Here is a 19,624-nt window from a genome sequence, read left to right as displayed (position 1 = left end):
CGACGAACGTCCGATCAATATCCGTCCGGCAGCGCCCCGAACATGTCTCGAGTCAGAGCAACCGCGTTGTCGGAGCTTCCGCCGCGCACCACCAAGGTTGCGAAGGCGAGATCGCCGCGATAGCCGACGAACCAGGCATGTGAGCCACCCTCGACCTCGGCTTCACCCGTCTTTCCGTACACCTCACCCTGATCCTTGATGCGCTCAGCGGTGCCACTCGTGACCACAAGGCGCATCATTGCGCGGAGGCCGTCTACCATCTCCGGACTGATCTGGCGATGGTCCTCGAGGATGGTTGTCTCCCGTCCGGCAATCAACCCGGGCACCGGTGTGGAACCGTTCGCTATCGTTGCAGCGGCCAGAGCCATTCCGAATGGGCTGACCACGATTCTGCCCTGTCCGAAACCGTCCTCTGCTCGTTGGACGAGATCGTCGGCTTCAGGCACCGAACCGGTGTAGGTCGGCAAGCCCACGATTCCGTAATCACCGCCGATTCCGAACTGCGAGGCCGAAACCGTCAGCGCATTCGGCTCCATCTCGCTCGCGAGTTTCGCGAAAGACGTGTTGCAGGAACGGGCGAACGCGGTGGCCATCGGCACCGTCCCGAGCCCGAAATCGTTGTAGTTCGGGACGCTTCGGTCACCGATCACCATGCGACCAGGGCAAGGAACCAATGTGTCCGGTGTCGCGAGTCCCGACGAGATCGCCGCTCCCGCGGTGACGATCTTGAACGTCGAGCCCGGAGGGTAAAGGCCGGTCAGCGCTACGGGCCCATCCCTGTCGGCTGCCTCGTTCTGCGCCACGGCGAGGATATCGCCAGTCGAGGGTTGTATGACGACCATCATGGCCTGGTCGGACCGGGCGTTCACGGCATTCTGCGCGGCGACCTGAACGGGCCGGTCGAGACTGATCGAAAACGACGGGACAGTCTTGGGAGGTGTCTCGGTCAGCACATCCGTGTCGACGCCGTTCTGATTGACGGTGACCACACGCCAACCGGCCTCGCCGTCGATCTCGTCGATCAAAGTCTTCTTGACCCGGCTGATGAGATCAGGTGCGAACGTCCGGTCCGTGGCCAGCAACGCGGCCTCGTCGGACACGGTCACACCTGGGATTTCGTCGAGAACACCGGAAACCAGGTCGTGGTCCTCCGGCCTCAGCCGTATGACGGGGTACTTACCCTTGACCGCGGTGGCGGACTCCACCAACGACTGCGCGGTGAGAGTGTTGTCGAACGTCGCCAACGCCGAAGCGAGCAACTGTGCGCTCCTGATCACATTGCCCGATTCCCTCGCATCGAACTCGACACGATGTACGACGCCGGGCACGAGAACGTCCGATCCGGATTGCTCGTTGACCCGTGCCCTCGGGGCCGCAATGGAACGCAGCGACATCGTCTGACGATCCCCGAGACGGGGATGCACGTTGGTAGAACTCCAGCGCACAGCCCAGGTGCCGTCGCGGCGGCCCATCTGGAGCTCACCTGAATACGTCCACACCCGGTCCTTCGGCAGATGCCATTCGTAGGTGTAGCCGACAGTCGCGGTATCACCGCTCACCCGGACGTCTGTGGTTTCAGCATCGAGCGATTCGGCCTGCAGCGAATCCCACGTCGACTCGAGGGTCCGCCGAGCATCGTCGGGACGGTCCGAGAGATCGGCGGCCCGCTCGGAATCTCGTTCGGCGAAAGCCGCCAGAAATGCCTGAGCGGCAGGTGCCGGACCGTCCGGTCGCGGCGTACACGCCGTCACACCCACCATCAGCACAGCCACCCCGCCAAGCATCATCGATCTGACGACACGCGTACGGGGCAAGCAGCGAAGGTTCATCGCCGCTCATGTTATGTCGGCAGACACCTCCGACACGGTAGGCGGCACGCCATGTCAGTCCGCGAAATATCAGTCCAAGAGAATTGTGGCGAAAGTCGCAACCTGACTGAAACCGATTCGCGCATAGGTGCTACGGGCAATCGTGTTGAAACTGTTGACATAAAGGCTCGCGGTTCGGCCTTCCGCGACGACCGCCTGAGCCACCGCAGCCGTCCCGGCCGCCCCAAGTCCTTGCCCTCGATACATCGGATGCACCCAGACGCCCTGAATCTGCCCCACCCGTGAGGACAGCGATCCCACCTCTGCCTTGAAGACCACCTGACCGTCCTCGAACCGGGCCCACGCCCGGCCGGCTGCGATGAGGTTCGCGACGCGACGGCGGTAGCCGCGACCATCATCGTTTGCGCGAGGATCGATGCCGACTTCCTCGATGAACATCGCGACCGCAGCCGGTAGGTACTGGTCCAGTTCGCGAAGTCGCACCTGGCGAACCAGTGGATCGGGTCGGCACAGCGGCGTACCGGCCAGGGCGAGCAACGGCTGTTCAGCGCGGACCTCACGGGCCGGCCCCCAGTCCAGTTCGAGCATCTCCCACAGCGGCAGGGTCAACTCGGCACGGCCCACCAAGGACGAACACATGCGCGGTGTGCGGCAGGCCCGGTCTGCGAACGCGCGCATATCGTCTGTGCTGCCGCGGAGCGGCACGAAATTCGCGCCCGAAAAACACAGCGATTCGAGCGGGCCGCCACGACTCCACAACTCTCCGTGGATCATCCGGGGGTCGGTTCCGCCCTGCTCAACCCGAGCGGCAACCATACAGGCAGCGACGGGATCAGAGTCGAGCACTCGAAGCGCGAGAGCCGTATCTCGACTGCTCAACTGTTTTGCACCGAGAAGCTTGAGCATCTACCCACCTGTCAGTTAGTGGTCGTGCCCCCAGACTGCCATGAACTCGCCGGAAACGGGAGTCGTTGCGAGCGGACACCGCGGAGTCCGATCAACTGACCGTGACGACGGGTGAGCCCGCCGCCGAATCGCCTTCCATCTCTTCCGCAATCCGCATGGCTTCTTCGATCAGAGTCTCCACGATCTGCGCCTCGGGCACAGTCTTGATCACCTTTCCCTTCACGAAGATCTGCCCCTTGCCATTGCCGGACGCCACACCCAGATCAGCCTCCCGCGCCTCACCGGGACCATTGACGACACACCCCATCACAGCCACGCGAAGCGGGATCTCCATGCCTGAAAGGCCTGCCGTGACCTCGTCTGCCAACGTGTACACATCCACCTGCGCACGACCACACGACGGACAGGACACGATCTCGAGTTTCCGCGGACGCAGATTCATCGACTGCAGGATCTGCGTTCCAACCTTGATCTCTTCTACAGGCGGCGCGGACAACGACACCCGGATCGTGTCGCCGATACCCTCGGCCAGCAGCGCGCCGAACGCGACCGCAGACTTGATGGTGCCCTGGAAAGCCGGTCCTGCCTCCGTCACACCGAGGTGCAGCGGGTAATCGCACTGAGCGGCGAGTTGACGGTACGCCTCGACCATGACCACCGGGTCGTTGTGCTTGACGGAAATCTTGATGTCTCCGAAGCCGTGCTCCTCGAACAGGCTCGCCTCCCACAACGCCGACTCCACGAGCGCCTCAGGCGTCGCTTTGCCGTACTTCCGCATCAGACGCGGGTCGAGCGAGCCGGCATTGACACCGATTCGGATCGGAATCCCCGCATCCCCGGCCGCCTTCGCGACCTCCTTCACTCGCCCGTCGAACTCCTTGATGTTTCCGGGGTTGACGCGGACGGCCGCACAGCCGGCCTCGATGGCAGCGAAGATGTAGCGCGGCTGAAAGTGGATGTCCGCGATGACGGGGATCTGGCTCTTCTTGGCGATCGCCGCTAGCGCGTCGGCGTCCTCCTGCCGCGGACACGCCACACGCACGATGTCACAACCGGAGGCCGTGAGTTCGGCGATCTGCTGCAGCGTGGCGTTGACGTCGTGTGTCTTCGTGGTGCACATCGACTGCACGGAAATCGGATAGTCGCTTCCGACACCAACCCCACCGACCTCGAGTTGGCGAGTCTTGCGCCGGGGTGCGAGAACCGCACCCGGGCCTTCCGGTATTCCTAATCCAACCGGGCTGGTCACGTTTTGCCTTCTTTCATAGCTCGAGGTCGAGTCTAGCTGTCACGGAAAGAGCTGAATCGGGTTGACGATGTCGGCGGTCAGAGTCAGCAACATGTAGGCACCGCCGATGACGATGAAAACGTAAGTGACGGGCAGCAGTTTCATGTAGTCGACCGGGGCGCCGCGTGGCAGTCCCCGACGTCCGCGGAAGAAGTCGCGGAAGCGCTCGTACACCGTCACAGCCATGTGCCCGCCGTCGAGCGGGAGCAATGGCAGGACGTTGAACATTCCCAGGAAGAAATTGAGGCTGGCCAACAGGAGGATGAACACCTCCCACAGTCCGCGCTCTGCGACTTCGCCACCGATTACGCTGGCGCCGACAACGCTGATCGGAGTGTCCATGTCACGCTCGCCGCCGGTCACGGATTGCCACAGATCTACGGCCTTGCCGGGCAATTCGACGAGTCGCTCCGCCGTCATCGTGAACATGTCGCCAGTGAACGCCACCGATGCGGGGATCGCCGCCAACGCGTTGTACTGGGTCGGAAGGTAGTAATCGGGTCCGACACCGATCGCGCTCACGGTCATAGACGACTTCTCACCGGTCTTCGGGTCGATCACATACCGCTGCACTTCCTGTGGCACCACGGTGAACGTGAGGGTCTGGCCACCACGCTCGACCGTGTAGTCCGCAGGCCCGGTCAGCGCCTGGGTCGCGGACACGAACTGCGCCCAAGTGTCGACCGGGGTGTCGCCCACAGCGGTGACGATGTCACCGCGCTCCAGGCCGGCCTGCTGGGCGGGCCCGTCCCCAGTACACGGGGCAACCTGGCCATCCTCGGACTGAGTCGCGGGCGCACAACTCATATCGCCCAGCGCCGTCGCGGGAGGAGGGTTGAGGTTGGGCAGGCCCCATCCGACGGCAAGCACGAAGACGAGGACGAGGCCGAGCACGAAGTTCATGGCGATCCCGCCCGACATCACTGCGAGCCGCTTCCACGTGGCCTTCTTGTACATCGCCCGGTCTTCTTCGTCGGGCGCGAGTTCGTCCATCGCCGTCATGCCGGCAATGTCACAGAACCCACCGAGCGGGAGCGCTTTGACCCCGTACTCGGTTTCCCCCCGACGGAACGAGAAGATCTTGGGTCCGAAGCCGATGAAGTACCTGCGCACCTTCATACCCGTGGCCTTCGCCACCCACATGTGGCCCGCTTCATGAAGCGCAATCGACAATGCGATCCCAAGGGCGAAGACGATAACGCCCAATACGAACACCATGCAGTTCTAGCCCTCCTGGTTGACGAGTTGACGTGCCCGCTCACGTGCCCAGCCGTCAGCGGCCAGTACATCTTCCACGTTAGCCGGTGGTGTCGACCACTGATCCGCCTGCGAGAGCACCGCGGCTATGGTGCGGACGATGGCGGGAAAGCTTATTCCGCCCCTCGAGAACGCGTCAGCCGCAACCTCGTTGGCCGCGTTGTAAACGGCGGTGAGACATCCTCCTCCCTTACCGGCTTCCCTGGCGAGGTCGACAGCAGGAAAAACCTTGGCGTCGAGCGGCTCGAACTCCCAGGTGGCCGCAGCCGTGAAGTCGCATGCCGCCGCGGCACCGGCGACCCGGTCCGGCCAGCCCAGCGCAAGTGCTATGGGTAGCTTCATATCTGGCGGGCTGGCCTGCGCCAGCGTCGAACCGTCGGTGAACGTCACCATCGAATGGACGATGGACTGCGGATGGACAGTGACGTCGATCCGGTCGTAGTCGACTCCGAACAGCAGGTGGGTCTCGATCAGCTCGAGCCCCTTGTTGACCAGGGTTGCGGAGTTCAGCGTGTTCATCGGACCCATCGACCATGTCGGATGGGCCAGCGCTTGCGCCGGGCTGACACTCTCGAGATCTTCAACACTCCAGCCGCGGAACGGCCCACCCGAGGCAGTGAGCACGAGCCTGTCGACCTCGTCCGAGCGCCCCCCGCGCAGACATTGCGCCAAGGCGGAGTGCTCGGAGTCCACGGGCACGATCTGACCCGGCGCCGCGGCCGCCGTCACGAGTGGCCCACCCGCGATGAGCGACTCTTTGTTCGCCAGCGCGAGGCGGGCTCCCGACTCGAGTGCCGCCAGTGTCGGCTCCAGCCCCAGGGATCCGACGAGCGCGTTGAGGACGACATCCGCCTCGACGGTGCGAACCAACTCGGTTGCCGCGCCGGGTCCGCTCAGCACACCCGGTGGATCCAGCGCGCGGGCGGCCTCGGGGTCTGCGACGGCAACAGAAGAGACACCCGTCTCCCGGATCTGCTCTGCCAGTAGATCTACGTTTCCCCCGCCGGCACACAGACCCACGATTTCGAACCGGTCCGGATTGGCGGCCACCACCTCCAACGCCTGCGTACCGATCGAACCGGTGCTGCCGAGGAGGAGGACACGAGTGGGCCTGGTTTCATCCACGCGCCTATTGTTCCTGATGGAACTGCTGTTTCCCGCAACGGATGGCCCCGCTACGTACGACGCACAGTCGTATGCCACGATGTGTCGAGTAGCGCAACCGAATCTGCAGGAGGATCGATCGTGGCCGATACCCAGTTGGAGCCTTCGTCCAGCGACCCCCTCGTGGCCGGGCACGTCGACACCGCGGAAGTTCCGTCGGCGGCGTGGGGCTGGAGTGGAGAAGCTCCCAGGACGTTCCGATTCCTCGGGTGGTTCTTCGCGGCCTTCCTATTGACGATGATCATCGGCAACCACACCGGCAGGGTCGAAGACTGGTGGCTGGTCGGCAGCGCAGCCCTGCTGGTCGCCATCCTCGTCCGCGACATCGTCTTGCGACGCAAGCCTCGGTAGCTTCGAGGCCAGGCTGGTTACGAAGACGAGCTGAGAATTGAACGAACCCCTCGTCCCGATTGATCGGGACGAGGGGTTCGTTCGTGGATTTCGCGAATTCAGTTCTCGGCCGCGAGTTGACCACAGGCGGCTGCGATGTCCTGGCCACGGGTGTCGCGCACCGTGCAGGACACTCCTTGCGCGAGCACGCGCCTGACGAATTCCTTCTCCACCGGCTTCGGACTCGCGTCCCATTCGCTACCCGGGGTGGGGTTGAGCGGGATCAGGTTCACATGCGCCAAGGCACCTAGGGCTTTGCGTAACCTCTTACCCAACAGATCTGCTCGCCACGGCTGATCGTTGACATCTCGGATCAATGCGTACTCGATCGAGACCCGCCTGCCCGTCTTGTCCGCGTAGTACCGGGCGGCTTCGAGAACCTCGGCCACCGGCCACCGGTTGTTGACCGGAACCAGTGTGTCTCTCAGCTCATCGTCGGGTGTGTGCAGGGACACCGCCAACGTAACGCTGAGATCCTCGTCAGCGAGCTTGCGGATGGCGGGAGCCAATCCGACCGTCGACACCGTCACAGACCGCTGCGACAACCCGAGTCCGTCCGGGGCGGGTGAGGTGATGCGTCTCACCGCCGCGACCACGCGCTTGTAGTTAGCCAGTGGCTCCCCCATCCCCATGAAGACCACGTTCGACAACCTGCCCGGGCCGCCGGCCACCTCGCCGTCCCGCAGCGCCTTCGCCGCAGCCCGCACCTGGTCGACGATCTCTGCCGTGGACAGATTGCGTTGCAGCCCCGCCTGGCCGGTCGCGCAGAAAGGGCAGGCCATGCCGCACCCAGCCTGACTGGAGATGCAGAGCGTCGCACGGTCGGGGTAGCGCATGAGGACGCTTTCGAGCAGTGCTCCGTCGTTCGCCCTCCACAACGTCTTGCGGGTTTCACCACCATCGCAGGCCACATGATTGATCGACGTCAACAGCGTCGGGAAGAGGGCGGAGCCGACCTGCTCTCGGACTGCTGCCGGCAGATCTGTCATCTTCTCGGGATCCGCCTCCAGCCGCGCGTAGTACTGGCGGGCGAGCTGGTCTGCGCGGAAGCCAGGCAGACCCAGCGACGCGACCGCCTCTCGTCGCTCGGAGGGGTCGAGGTCCGCGAGATGCCGAGAGGGCATCCCACGCCGGGGCGCGGTGAACACGAGGGGGAGAGAAACAGCCACAATTTCGGGATTGTTCCATTTGTCGCTGTCATTCCGTTAATCGTAATTCTCAAATTTCTCGAGTCGCGAACCACACACGGATGCCTGATCCCGGTCTTCCGGTCGCCCGTTGGACATGCGGATTTGGTCTGGTTGAACGAAGATCGATGTATACCGACAACTTCGGACCGACTCGAGCGCAGATTTGATGTGACCAACTGACCGAACAGTAGTTTCTCGGGTGGATCACGAGGGTGCTCGGCGCGCATGATTGTTGTGAACATCACCGAGAAGATACGACTGTGAAGGCCGACATGACGACAGCCGACAAAGAGACGACTTTGGCACCTCGCATCGCAGCCGAACAGGCAAGATCGTGGCTCCTGGTTCCCGCTGGAAGACCCGAGAATTTCGAGGCGGCACACACCAGCGCGGCGGATGCCATAATTCTCGACCTCGAGGATGCCGTCACCCCAGACCGCAAACCGCAAGCCAGGGCCGACGTTGCGGCATGGCTCAGCGAACGCCACCGCGCGTGGGTGCGTATCAACGACGCGACCACCTCCTACTGGGCCGACGATCTGGACGCCCTCAGCGATGTGCAAGGCCTCGAAGGCGTCATGCTTGCCAAGACCGAGAGCGGCATGCAGGTCGACGCAACTGCAGACAGGCTCCCCGAGGCCACCAAGGTTCTCGCGCTCATCGAGTCCGCGGTGGGGTTGGAGGCGGCACCCGAAATCGCACGTACCGAGGCCACATTCCGGCTGGCGTTCGGCAGTGGTGACTTCCGTCGCGACACCGGCATGGACGACTCGCCATTGGCTATGGCGTACCCGCGATCGCGGCTGTCCATAGCGAGTCGGGCGGCGCGAATCTGCCCCCCGATCGATGGCCCCGCCCTGGTCACGGACACCGATGCACTGATCAGGGCCGCGGCACTGAGCCTTTCGATGGGCATGACCGGGAAACTGTGCATGTCGATCGAGCAGACGGCTCCTGTCAACGATGCCCTGAGCCCGTCGCCCGCCGAGACCAAGTGGGCCCGTGAAGTCATCGCCGCCCTCGGCGAGGACGGATCCGGTGTCCGAGACGGCAGCGATGTCCCCAAGCTCGCGAAAGCGAAGAAAATCAACGCCCTCGCGCGGATATTCGACATCACACCGCAGTAGTACCCGAGAATCAGCGTAGGTCTTCGCACTTCCTACGGACTTGCGCGCGGTAACGCACGTCGAGCGACAGGCCCGGCATGCGTGCGAATGCCCACGCCGCCGTCTTCTTCGGCCAAGATGTCTCTCCCGCGCCCGGCGTCACGCGTTGCAGGTCGACGGCGCCGGGGCGCCCACGAATCGATCGGTCATCCAGCCGAGCGCTTGGGGCAGCACGGTGCCCGCAGGCAGCACGTGGCCGATGACGAATCCGGGCGCGATCGGCGGGATCTCCTGGACGCTGAACTCGACTGTCGCGCCGAGTCGGCACCAATCGTCGGCGAGTGTCCGAGCCTGCGCGTAGGGAACCAGATCGTCATTGCGGCCCTGAGCGATCAGAACCGGACTGCGAGGCGTCAAACGCCCGATGCGCTGCTCGTCGATGACAGCCCCGACGTTCGGCAACGTGTCTATGAGTTCGGCGAAGGTGCGACCGTCCCGCGTCCACTCCGAGGTGCGGTGCAGTCCGTACCGCGTGGACGTCTCCGGGACGCACTGAGTCGCGATTTCGTCGAGTACCTCGCGTCCGTACGGGCTCAGTACGCTGTCGATTTCGCCGCGAATTTCTGGGTAACCAGCGTAGAAGGCGTTGACCGAATACCCGAGAAGACCTGTGCCCACCCCACCGTCTATTTTTTCTGCCACGGCGCGCAGGTCTGCAGGCACACCCCCCGCGTACGTGCCGCGGATGTTCAGCTCGGGTGCGTACGTACCCTGCAACTCGGCTGCGGCGGCGCTCGCTCCCCCGCCCTGCGAGTAGCCCCACAGTCCGATCGGGCTGTCGTCGCCGATTTGGGTATCAGGCAACCTGGTCGCCGCCCGCGCCGCATCGAGTACGGCGTACCCCTCCGCGCGTCGGTCGGTGTACGAGTGAATCCCGGGCGTGCCGAGCCCCTCGTAGTCCGTGACTACGACGTCCATACCGCGGGAGAGCAGTGCATACACCTGTATGGTCTCGTACTCCACCGCGAAGTCGAGCGGCGGGGTGTAGTGGACGACCTCGGCGAACAGCTTCGATGGTGCACACTGGTCGCCTTGACCCTGCGTCCCAGGCGCGAAGACAACCAGTGGCCGGGGGCCGCCTTCGGTCCACGGCACGCTCGCGTCGAAGTAGGTTCCGGTCACCGCGACCGCCTCCCCGTGGGCGTTCGTGCTGCGGTACATGATCCGCTGTGCACCCGACGGCCACGGTCCGACCTGATTCGGCACGGTCAGCGCGGGCGGATACGACTCGGACTTCAGCACGTCGCCCGGCACTCCCGCAGGAAGGGGGGTCGGCACGTCGTAGAAATCGACCGGTGCGGAATCAGCCGGTTCGGCCGGTGCGGCGCCGGCGCTCACGACTGCAAGGCACACACCCAACACCAGGGCGGCCCCCCTGCCCAATCGCTGAATGACCATGTGAAACACATCACACGATCAACGGGGGCGTTGTCAATACGGCGGGTATCCACCGTGCGACGGCGGAATCGAGGTCGACGCAACCGCCGACGGGTTCGTTGCGCGCAATTGCGACATTGCCCCACCTGCACTAGTACACGGCGGTCAGAGCAGGCCTTCGGGCTTCCTACGGACGTGTACGCGGTAACGCACGTCGAGCGAAAGCCCCGGTATGTGCGCGAATGCCCTTGCCGCCGTCCTCTTCGTGAACTCGATGTTCAGAACTCCGCGAAGCGCTTCGCGATCGGAAAATTCCCACTTCGTCTCCACTCGCGCGAGGTCGAAGCCCTGTGCCGCGAAGAATCGCTCTACGGCCGCCGGACGGTACTGCGGCAGGTCCGCACGCATCCACTCGCCGTATGGATGAGCGGTGGCATCGAGATCTACCACGACGAGCGCTCCCCCCGGCCGCAGCACTCGCAGCGCCTCAGCGATTCCCGGCCCACACCCGGGACCGAAGAAGTAGGCGGTGCGGGCGTGCACGAGATCCACGCTCGCATCATCGAGGGGCATGTGTTGAGCGGAGCCGTCGATCACCCGGATATTGCCCATGCCGACCACCCGCTGACGGGCCAGGTTCACCAACGGCTGGTGAGGCTCGATCCCGATGACCGTTTCCGCGGATTCCGCGAACAGCGGTAGGTGGAATCCCGACCCACAGCCGATGTCTACGACGGTGCGGCCAGCCCAGTCGAACGTCGCCCTCAAGTGCCGGAAGATCGCCCCCTCGACGTCCTGGGCGCGATTCTCGACCTCGTACACTTCCGGCCAGTGCCAAATGTTCGGGCTCGGAATCTTCCGGATCGGGCGGTCAGACAAGCGCCGTCAGCACCAGCCACGTCACGAATGCTGATGGCAGCAGGGAATCGAGACGGTCCATGATGCCGCCGTGACCGGGCAGCAGCGTACCCATGTCCTTGATACCGAGTTCCCTCTTGACCTGTGATTCGATGAGATCGCCGAGCGTTGCGGTAACCACGAGGACGACGCCGAGGAGCAAACCGATCAACGGGTTCGCGCCGAGGATCAGGCTGACCGAGAGGATGCTGCCGATCACACAGAACAGCATCGACCCAGCAAATCCCTCCCACGACTTCTTCGGGCTGATCCTAGGAACCATCGGGTGTTTGCCGAAGAAGACACCTGCCACATAACCGCCGACATCGGAACAGACGACTCCGATCATCAGGGCGAATACGCGACCGGCACCGTCTTCCTGCAGCACCATCAGGACGGCGAACGCAGCCAGTAGCGGAATCCACGCCGCCACGAACACGGTGATCGCGGTGTCTCGGAGGAAGTTCCGTGGCGTCGCCTTCAAGCCTTGATCGAAGAGGCGCCAGACCATGCAGACCAGCACGGTGCCTGCGAAAGCACTGAGCACCCCCAAGGGACCGAAGGGCCACCCGAGCCACAAGATCGCCTGGCCGCCGACGAGCAGCGGAATCCTGGGCGCATCGATGTCGGACTCCCGGAGTCGCTTGGTGACCTCCCAGGTTGCAACTGCCATAGCGACCGCCACGACGGCGATCCACACCAGGGGCATGTAGACCAGGACAACGATCAGGGCGATTCCGAGACCGCCACCGACCGCGATCGCCGCTGGGAGGTTTCGCCCTGCCTTCGACTTGGTGACGGGAGCCGCATCCCCTGATGGCTCTCTCCCGGAGAGCGGTCGTGAGGAGTCACCCTCTGATATGGGTCCGCTTGGGGTCCCGTGTTCTGCTGGCACGGTCACTGTCCCCGATCCACTCCTCGTTTCACAACTAAACTTCCAGCAACTCGGCTTCCTTGTGCTTGACAAGTTCGTCGATCTGCCCGACGTAGCGGGCAGTCGTCTTGTCGAGTTCCTTCTCTGCACGCCCGACCTCGTCCTCGCCGGCCTCGCCTTCCTTCTGAATCCGTGAGAGTTCGTCCATGGCCTTGCGGCGCACGCTTCGCACCGACACCTTCGCGTCCTCACCCTTGGACTTGGCCTGTTTGACCAACTCACGCCGACGCTCCTCGGTGAGCTGGGGAACGGAGACGCGGATCAAGTTTCCGTCGTTGGTCGGGTTGACGCCGAGGTCGGAATTGCGGATCGCGGTCTCGATCGGGCCGAGTTGCGCGGCCTCGTACGGCTTGATCACCACGAGCCGCGCTTCCGGTACGTTGATGCTCGCCAACTGGGTGATCGGGGTGAAGGTCCCGTAGTAGTCGATTCCGATGCGGTTGAACATGCCCGGGTTCGCTCGACCCGTCCGGATGGATCCCAGATCGTCCTTGGCCACGTTGACTGCCTTCTCCATCTTTTCTTCGGCTTCGAAGAGAGCTTCGTCAATCACAGCTGTTCCTCCATGTCGTTCTGCATCGGTTCGTCAGTGCCCCTGTTCACGAAAACCCTGTTTCGAGAGATCCCTGTTCGAGAACGCGCTGTGTCGAGCTTGTGGCACGTCATGACTTGACGAGTGTCCCGATCATCTCACCGGACACTGCCCTAGCGATATTCCCCTCAGTCAGCAGATTGAACACCATAATCGGCATCTCGTTGTCCATGCAGAGGCTGAAAGCGGTTGCGTCGGCCACCTTCAGTCCCTGCTCGATCACTTCTCGATGGGTGATCTGGGAGTACATCGTGGCGTCCGGATTGAGATGTGGGTCCGCGCTGAACACGCCGTCGACGGCCTTGGCCATCAGGACTACTTCAGCACCGATTTCCAGTGCACGTTGCGCCGCAGTCGTGTCCGTCGAGAAGTAGGGCATGCCCATACCGGCGCCGAAAATCACGACCCGACCCTTCTCCAGATGCCGCTGTGCGCGTAGCGGAATATACGGCTCGGCAACCTGACCCATCGTGATCGCGGTTTGAACGCGGGTGTCGATGCCCTCCTTCTCCAAGAAGTCCTGTAAGGCAAGGCAATTCATCACGGTTCCGAGCATTCCCATGTAGTCGGAACGCGCGCGGTCCAGTCCTCGCTGCTGCAATTCCGCGCCACGGAAGAAGTTTCCGCCGCCGATGACGACCGCCACCTGAACCCCGGACCGCACGACTTCAGCGATCTGCTGCGCGACTTTGGTCACCACGTCGGGGTCGAGACCAACTTTCCCACCACCGAACATTTCTCCACCGAGCTTGAGAAGAACTCGATGGAATCCCGTACGTTCGCTGACTGGTTCGGTCATTGCTCTCCTCAGTTCCACCACACCCGTCTCCACAGCTCTCGTCTACTCGTCGACAGCAGACGAGCGCACCCACGCACTGCTCTACACCCGTTCGAACCGCCGTCTTCATCCTGCCTCATCAGACCACGGCGGTACACGTAGGCCCCGCCGGACGAGCACACTCGTCCAGCGGGGCCTTACCGACGCGACTAGCTCGTGGCGCCGACCTCGAAACGAACGAAACGTTTGATGGTAACGCCGGCCTCGTCGAGGATTGCCTTGACAGACTTCTTGGAGTCCTGAACCGAAGACTGCTCGGTCAGCACGACATCCTTGAAGTAGCCGTTGACACGGCCTTCGATGATCTTCGGCAGGGCTTGCTCAGGCTTCCCCTCCGCTCGGGCAGTTTCCTCAGCGATACGACGCTCACCTGCGACGATGTCCTCGGGGACCTCGTCACGCGTGACGTACTTCGCCTTGAGGGCCGCGACCTGCATGGCAGCGCCGCGAGCGACCTCTGCGGCAGCCTCACCGTCACCGGTGTACTCGATCAGGACGCCGACGGCGGGCGGCAGATCTGCGCTGCGCTTGTGCAGGTAGACCGCGACCTGGCCGTCGAAGGAGGCCATCTTGCTCAGCTCGAGCTTCTCGCCGATCTTCGCGGATTGCTCCTGAACGACTGCTTCGACTGTCTTACCGTCGATCTCGAGCGCCTTGAGGGCGTCGACGTCGGCGGGCTTCTCGGCCGCAGCGACCGCCACGATCGACTCCGCGAGCTTCAGGAAGTCTTCGTTCTTCGCGACGAAGTCGGTCTCGCAATTGATCTCGAGCAAGACGCCGTCCCTCGACACGACCAGACCCTCGGCCGTGGCGCGCTCGGCACGCTTGCCTACATCCTTGGCCCCCTTGATGCGCAGCTGCTCGACGGCCTTGTCGAAGTCACCCTCAGCCTCGGCGAGAGCGTTCTTGCAGGCCATCATTCCGGAGCCGGTGAGCTCGCGGAGCCGCTTGACGTCAGCGGCAGTGTAGTTCGCCATGGTGAGCGAGCCTCCTCATATGTCTGTTCGGACGTAAGTCAGGGTAGTACTCGGTGCAGACCGGCAAACGGCCCTGACCATAGAACTTCTGGTCAGGGCCGTTTGCAACGGCTCAGGCCTCGGTCGAGGGCGTTTCTGCTGCGGGAGCTTCGGCGGACTCCGTGGCCGATACCTCTGCGGCAGGAGCTGCCTGCGAGAGCAGTTCCTGCTCCCACTCGGCGAGGGGCTCACCTGCACCGGCCTCGGGCTTCGCATCCTTGTCGGCGCTCAATCCTGCACGCGCCTGCACGCCCTCGGCGACCGCGGAAGCGACGACCTTGGTGAGCAGCGCGGCACTGCGGATGGCGTCATCGTTACCCGGGATCGGGTAGTCGACGAGGTCGGGGTCGCAGTTGGTGTCCAGGATCGCGATGACCGGGATGTTCAGCTTGCGAGCCTCGGCAACCGCAAGGTGCTCCTTGTTGGTATCGACGACCCACACCGCGGAGGGAACCTTGGACATGTCACGGATACCGCCGAGAGTGCGGTCCAGTTTGGTCATCTCACGCTTGAGCATGAGGATTTCCTTCTTGGTGCGACCCTCGAATCCGCCGGTCTGCTCCATCGCCTCGAGTTCCTTGAGGCGAAGCAGGCGCTTGTGGACGGTGGTGAAGTTCGTCAGCATGCCGCCGAGCCAACGCTGGTTGACGTAAGGCATTCCGACACGAGTGGCCTCGGCCGCGATGGACTCTTGGGCCTGCTTCTTGGTGCCGACGAAGAGGACGGTGCCGCCGTGGGCAACAGTCTCCTTGACGAATTCGTACGCCTTGTCGATGTAGGTCAGCGTCTGCTGCAAGTCGATGATGTAGATGCCGTTGCGGTCGGTGAAGATGAATCGCTTCATCTTCGGGTTCCAGCGACGAGTCTGGTGACCGAAATGCGTGCCGCTGTCGAGCAGCTGCTTCATTGTTACGACAGCCATGGCTGTGTATCTCTCCTTCATTGCCGGTTCATGCACAGCGTCGGTGACGCTCTGCCCTGGCACCCTCTAGCCACAGGAACTCACATCGAAATGTGAGACCAGCCGGTGGTCCATAAACTGCATGGGTGCGCGAAGTCGGACTGTGACAGCACAGACCGCCTGCTCAGTGTACGGCCTCCACTCACAGGCCCCAACCGCACACCACCGCGCCATCGCACTTCCGGTCATCACGCGCAGTGGTGTCGGCGCAATTTGTGGACGAATCAACATCCATCCACAACTTGTCCGGCAGCCCGTCTCGAACGGGCCGGGTGCGCAATCGTCGACGCATGACAAAGCGCCAAGCCCTCACGCGAGCACTCACGGCGGCCGTCACCGCCGCTACAGCACTGTCCGGCGCCACCCTTCTGTCCCCACCCGCTGATGCCGCCTCGACAACCGCCTTCGGCTGGCCGCTGCATCCGCGACCGACGGTTGTTCGCGCGTATGACAACCCCGTACAAGACTGGCTGCCAGGGCATCGCGGGGTCGATCTCGGTGGCACACCCGATCGGGCCGTGCTCTCCGCCGGCCCCGGTGTGGTGGCCTTCGCGGGTACGGTGGCCGGCAAACCGGTGGTGTCGGTCGACCACCCGGGTGGCTTGCGCACTACCTACGAGCCCGTCATCGCCCGCGTCTCGGCCGGGATGCGGGTCGGCCGCGGTACCGTGCTCGGCCGCCTCGAGCCCGGCCACCCAAGCTGTATGGCGGCCATCGCCGCATGCCTGCACTGGGGCCTTCGCAGGGACCGTGAATACCTGAACCCACTCGCTCTCGTCCGTATCACGCCGATACGACTCGAGCCTGTCCGCACCCACGGCGGCTGAGAAATGGTTCGCCGTACCTGCCGCTGACCGGGTCAGGCCCTGGGATGCGCCTGATCGTGAACCGCCCGCAGCCTCGCAACGGAAACATGGGTATACAGCTGGGTGGTCGCGAGGCTCGCATGCCCCAACAGTTCCTGGACGACCCGTAGATCCGCGCCACCCTCGAGAAGATGTGTGGCTGCCGTGTGGCGGAGGCCGTGCGGGCTCAGGTCGGGGGCCCCCGGCACGGCGGACAGGACGTCGTGCACAACGGCGCGCGCTTGTCGCTGGCCCAGCCGCTTTCCTCGTCTGCCCAGCAGAAGAGCCTGCCCTGAGGCATCCGTGGCAACCGCTGGACGGCCGACGTGCAACCAGAGGTCGACGGCTTCCGCCGCAGGCTTTCCGTAAGGCACCGACCGTTCCTTGTCTCCCTTACCCATCACCCGCAGGAGTTGCCGTTCACGGTCCACAGATCCGAGGTCGAGGCCGCACAGTTCCCCCACCCGAATCCCGGTCGCATACAACAGTTCCACGATTAGACGGTCGCGCAGAGCAATCGGATCCTGCTGCTGTGCACCCAATTCGGCGGCATCCATGACATCTGCGGCCTGTGGCTGCCGGAGGACCGCAGGCAATGTGCGGTGAGCCTTGGCCGCACCCAAACGGACACCGGGATCGACGAAGATACGGCGTGTTCGTAGCAACCAGGCGGTGAAGTTTCGCACCGACGACGTTCGCCGAGCGAGTGTCGAGCGTGCAACACCTCCGGCCGCCTGACTGGCGAGCCATGCCCTGAGTACCTCGATGTCGAGTTCACCGAGGTGTGCTTCGGGAGATGTCGACAACCAGTGCTGCAGAAGCGACTTCGCATCGGTGACGTAAGCCTTCACCGTGTGCTGTGAACGGCCACGTTCGAGCTCGAGATGCCGCGCGTACTCGTCGAGTACCCGCTCCAGCGGTGCCGGGAGGTCCGTGCTCATGCTGGTAACAGTTACCTTGGACTGCACATAAATCAAGCAGCAGCGCCCGTGTCGCGCAATCGCGGTCAAAGGTACCTTCTCACCGTTGATCCCGCTTTCCGGGACCGCGCGGCTCACTGTGCAGTCCCGGTGTCCTTTCGATCGGTGCCGGACAGCGCGAGGGTCCGGTAGCCGGACTCGCTCAGCGTGTGGTGACGCGCCCAGCGGGACGCGGTCCACTCCGGATCGGTGTGGGCGGCGACCAGGGCCGCGGTCGTCGCGGAATGCAGATCGAACGCCAGTCCGCGACACAGTTCGCGCGCCTCGGACCCGGCGGGTGCGATCTCGATCCGGTCGATCGTCGCCGCGACCCAATTGTCGGCATCCTCGAAGATCCTGCGGTACGACCTGGGCAGCACCGTCCACAAGACGATGACGGCGGTGACGACACCGATCACCGTCTCGAGCAGACGGTCCCGCATCACGCCGGTCAGATCGTGTGGCACTCCGAGATCGGAGAGCAGCAGCGCCAACGTCGTGATGAACACCATCGCCAGCCCGTAGTTGCGGACGAGGTAGGACTGGAGTCCGGCCATCGACGCTGCCAACACGAGAACGAATGCGACACCGGTCGGGCCGATCGGTGTCAATGCAGCGAGAACCATCAGGCCCAGCACGGTTCCCGCGAAGCGATGCACCGCCCGATACGTTCCGAGGATCCGGTCCGGACCCTGATGCAGGATCATGGCAGCGGTGATCACCGCCCAATCCGGTCTCGCGATACCAAGGCCCATCGCGACTACGCCGGCCGTCGGACAGGCGACGAGCAGTCGAACGACGATCAGAGTCGAGCGCCCCCGCAGGTGCATCGCTCGCCCGAGCCGAAACCGGATCGTCGGCCGTGGTGCGTGGGATCCGTGGACGCCGATCCCCACGACTGAATCGGGGGCCGCCTGCCTCCCGTACAGGAGAGACACGCACCGATGCTGTGCCGCCGCCAGATCCTTTGTCAGCGGATGGTCTCCCGTGGCGATGCCCGCGTCGTGCAGGCACAGCCACGCTGTGTGCACCGCTTTGACCGCCCCATGGCGCCGCGCTGCGGAGGTTCGGTCGCGATCGAGGGCATCGACCGCGGCGAGCGCGCATGAGACCGCCCCACGTTCGGGGGCCCGTGGACGCAGCGCGCACCCCGACATCGCGACCGCGACGGCGGTAACTGCCCCAACTGCCGTCCAGGCGACGACATGACTGACGGGGATCCCGACGGCGGGCAGCGCCGACGCGATCTCGACCGCAAGTAGCGGGAGGAACGCGCCCGGTGGGCCGATCCGTAGCGCGTCCGCCAGGAAGGCTGCGACAGCAACGAAAGCGGACATCGCGAGCACCAGCACCAGCGGCCACAGCGCGGATCCGCCGGAGGAAGCCGCGACGTACACCGCGTCACCGACGATGGCACCGAGGAAGGCCGCGACTGTCATCACGCCGCCGGCAAAGGAGACCGCCCGCCAGCGCACGCGATAGGCACGGCCCTCCCCGTACACCACCGCGAATGCACCGAGCGCTGCTATCGGGGCCGACAGGTTGTAGCCGAGCGCGACCCCGACCAAGCAGGGCAGTGCGACAGCCGCGGCCGCTCGGGCGGCACCCGGCCAGCGGCGCCCCTCCCGCGGCACCCGCACAAGCGCGGGCCATGCTCGGGTCGGTTCGGGAATGGGGGGAGGGCCTTCGATCGATACGGGTACCTACGCTACGAAACGGCCGGGTCGCGATCGAGTCGGACAAAACGGGAATGCAGCCGGAGTGTGCCGGAGGCACTGCGCCCGGCTCCTCTCAATGCGCCCTCATCCGGGGGCGGGCACTCCGTCCGGGGGCGTCTCCCGCGCGCCGCACAGGTCCTCGAGCGCTTTCGCCTTCGCGATTTCTCCGCGCAACGGACCGGATGGGAGTTTAATAGTTCGAGCAGGCGCAAGGGTTTCGACATGAGCAAGCACAGCCCAGTCCACCGCCCACCCGCTTCAGTTCCGCATCATCCGGGGGGCACGTCGTTTCGGGGA

At 64.1% G+C, this 19,624-nt stretch carries 18 protein-coding genes; 3 read left to right on the top strand and 15 right to left on the bottom strand.

Annotation, left to right across the window (positions count from 1 at the left end):
- Positions 1-14: 14 nt before the first annotated feature.
- From AB0I57_RS06595 to dxr, 5 genes are all read right to left on the bottom strand, one after another.
- A complete protein-coding gene (locus tag AB0I57_RS06595) occupies positions 15-1,829 on the bottom strand; it encodes a penicillin-binding transpeptidase domain-containing protein (protein WP_358331498.1) in 1,815 nt (604 codons plus the stop codon).
- Between the two features lie 69 nt (positions 1,830-1,898).
- Positions 1,899-2,735, bottom strand: coding sequence for a DUF4081 domain-containing protein (locus tag AB0I57_RS06590; RefSeq protein ID WP_358331495.1), 837 nt, complete (start codon positions 2,733-2,735; stop codon positions 1,899-1,901).
- 91 nt (positions 2,736-2,826) lie between these two features.
- Positions 2,827-3,984, bottom strand: coding sequence for a flavodoxin-dependent (E)-4-hydroxy-3-methylbut-2-enyl-diphosphate synthase (gene ispG, locus AB0I57_RS06585; protein ID WP_358331492.1), 1,158 nt, complete (start codon positions 3,982-3,984; stop codon positions 2,827-2,829).
- Between the two features lie 39 nt (positions 3,985-4,023).
- A complete protein-coding gene (locus tag AB0I57_RS06580; RefSeq protein WP_358331489.1) occupies positions 4,024-5,241 on the bottom strand; it encodes a M50 family metallopeptidase in 1,218 nt (405 codons plus the stop codon).
- Between the two features lie 6 nt (positions 5,242-5,247).
- A complete protein-coding gene (dxr, locus tag AB0I57_RS06575; RefSeq protein WP_358331486.1) occupies positions 5,248-6,405 on the bottom strand; it encodes a 1-deoxy-D-xylulose-5-phosphate reductoisomerase in 1,158 nt (385 codons plus the stop codon).
- 120 nt (positions 6,406-6,525) lie between these two features.
- Between dxr and AB0I57_RS06570 the strand changes: the two genes are divergently transcribed.
- Positions 6,526-6,795 carry a DUF2631 domain-containing protein gene (locus tag AB0I57_RS06570; protein ID WP_358331483.1) on the top strand — a complete coding sequence of 90 codons (270 nt, stop codon included), beginning with the start codon at positions 6,526-6,528 and terminating at the stop codon, positions 6,793-6,795.
- A gap of 98 nt (positions 6,796-6,893) precedes the next feature.
- Here AB0I57_RS06570 and rlmN read toward each other — a convergent pair whose 3' ends face one another.
- Positions 6,894-8,003, bottom strand: coding sequence for a 23S rRNA (adenine(2503)-C(2))-methyltransferase RlmN (rlmN, locus tag AB0I57_RS06565; protein ID WP_358331481.1), 1,110 nt, complete (start codon positions 8,001-8,003; stop codon positions 6,894-6,896).
- 293 nt (positions 8,004-8,296) lie between these two features.
- Here rlmN and AB0I57_RS06560 point away from each other — a divergent pair, with 293 nt between their 5' ends.
- Positions 8,297-9,151 (top strand): CoA ester lyase, encoded by an 855-nt coding sequence (locus AB0I57_RS06560; protein WP_358331478.1) that lies wholly within the window; start codon positions 8,297-8,299, stop codon positions 9,149-9,151.
- Between the two features lie 138 nt (positions 9,152-9,289).
- On the opposite strand, the gene AB0I57_RS06555 is transcribed toward AB0I57_RS06560, so the two are convergent.
- From AB0I57_RS06555 to rpsB, 7 genes are all read right to left on the bottom strand, one after another.
- Complete coding sequence (locus tag AB0I57_RS06555; protein WP_358331475.1) at positions 9,290-10,588, bottom strand: lipase family protein; 1,299 nt, start codon at positions 10,586-10,588, stop codon at positions 9,290-9,292.
- Between the two features lie 144 nt (positions 10,589-10,732).
- Entirely contained in the window at positions 10,733-11,446 is a 714-nt protein-coding gene (locus AB0I57_RS06550; RefSeq protein ID WP_358331472.1) for a methyltransferase domain-containing protein, read from the bottom strand.
- Positions 11,439-12,365 (bottom strand): phosphatidate cytidylyltransferase, encoded by a 927-nt coding sequence (locus tag AB0I57_RS06545; protein WP_358331469.1) that lies wholly within the window; start codon positions 12,363-12,365, stop codon positions 11,439-11,441. Before AB0I57_RS06545 ends, AB0I57_RS06550 begins: the two co-directional genes overlap by 8 nt.
- Positions 12,366-12,393: 28 nt before the next feature.
- Entirely contained in the window at positions 12,394-12,951 is a 558-nt protein-coding gene (frr, locus tag AB0I57_RS06540) for a ribosome recycling factor (RefSeq protein WP_358331466.1), read from the bottom strand.
- A gap of 109 nt (positions 12,952-13,060) precedes the next feature.
- Positions 13,061-13,789 (bottom strand): UMP kinase, encoded by a 729-nt coding sequence (pyrH, locus tag AB0I57_RS06535; protein ID WP_358331463.1) that lies wholly within the window; start codon positions 13,787-13,789, stop codon positions 13,061-13,063.
- A 188-nt stretch (positions 13,790-13,977) separates the two neighbouring features.
- Positions 13,978-14,805 (bottom strand): translation elongation factor Ts, encoded by an 828-nt coding sequence (gene tsf / locus AB0I57_RS06530; RefSeq protein WP_358331460.1) that lies wholly within the window; start codon positions 14,803-14,805, stop codon positions 13,978-13,980.
- 112 nt (positions 14,806-14,917) lie between these two features.
- Positions 14,918-15,766: a 30S ribosomal protein S2 gene (gene rpsB / locus AB0I57_RS06525; protein WP_358331457.1), complete on the bottom strand. Its 849-nt coding sequence runs from the start codon at positions 15,764-15,766 to the stop codon at positions 14,918-14,920.
- 329 nt (positions 15,767-16,095) lie between these two features.
- Here rpsB and AB0I57_RS06520 point away from each other — a divergent pair, with 329 nt between their 5' ends.
- The gene (locus AB0I57_RS06520) at positions 16,096-16,632 is read left to right on the top strand and encodes a M23 family metallopeptidase (RefSeq protein WP_358331454.1); all 537 of its coding nucleotides are present in this window, start codon (positions 16,096-16,098) and stop codon (positions 16,630-16,632) included.
- 32 nt (positions 16,633-16,664) lie between these two features.
- Here the strand turns inward: AB0I57_RS06520 and AB0I57_RS06515 are convergent, their stop codons facing one another.
- Positions 16,665-17,591: a tyrosine recombinase XerC gene (locus AB0I57_RS06515; RefSeq protein WP_358331451.1), complete on the bottom strand. Its 927-nt coding sequence runs from the start codon at positions 17,589-17,591 to the stop codon at positions 16,665-16,667.
- 113 nt (positions 17,592-17,704) lie between these two features.
- Entirely contained in the window at positions 17,705-19,249 is a 1,545-nt protein-coding gene (locus AB0I57_RS06510) for an FUSC family protein (RefSeq protein WP_358331448.1), read from the bottom strand.
- Positions 19,250-19,624 lie beyond the last annotated feature (375 nt).

It is taken from the genome of Rhodococcus sp. NPDC049939, assembly GCF_040656415.1.
Classification (GTDB): domain Bacteria; phylum Actinomycetota; class Actinomycetes; order Mycobacteriales; family Mycobacteriaceae; genus Rhodococcus_F.
The sequence above is the reverse complement of the archived record's forward strand: the minus strand, read 5'-3'. Positions and strand labels throughout refer to the sequence as shown.

Coding starts and splice junctions, on each gene's coding strand:
- AB0I57_RS06590 (WP_358331495.1), bottom strand. CDS start 2,735: ATGCTCAAGCTTCTCGGTGCAAAACAGTTGAGCAGTCGAGATACGGCT.
- rpsB (WP_358331457.1), bottom strand. CDS start 15,766: ATGGCTGTCGTAACAATGAAGCAGCTGCTCGACAGCGGCACGCATTTC.
- AB0I57_RS06595 (WP_358331498.1), bottom strand. CDS start 1,829: ATGAACCTTCGCTGCTTGCCCCGTACGCGTGTCGTCAGATCGATGATG.
- pyrH (WP_358331463.1), bottom strand. CDS start 13,789: ATGACCGAACCAGTCAGCGAACGTACGGGATTCCATCGAGTTCTTCTC.
- AB0I57_RS06560 (WP_358331478.1), top strand. CDS start 8,297: ATGACGACAGCCGACAAAGAGACGACTTTGGCACCTCGCATCGCAGCC.
- tsf (WP_358331460.1), bottom strand. CDS start 14,805: ATGGCGAACTACACTGCCGCTGACGTCAAGCGGCTCCGCGAGCTCACC.
- AB0I57_RS06520 (WP_358331454.1), top strand. CDS start 16,096: ATGACAAAGCGCCAAGCCCTCACGCGAGCACTCACGGCGGCCGTCACC.
- AB0I57_RS06515 (WP_358331451.1), bottom strand. CDS start 17,591: ATGAGCACGGACCTCCCGGCACCGCTGGAGCGGGTACTCGACGAGTAC.
- AB0I57_RS06555 (WP_358331475.1), bottom strand. CDS start 10,588: ATGGTCATTCAGCGATTGGGCAGGGGGGCCGCCCTGGTGTTGGGTGTG.
- AB0I57_RS06580 (WP_358331489.1), bottom strand. CDS start 5,241: ATGGTGTTCGTATTGGGCGTTATCGTCTTCGCCCTTGGGATCGCATTG.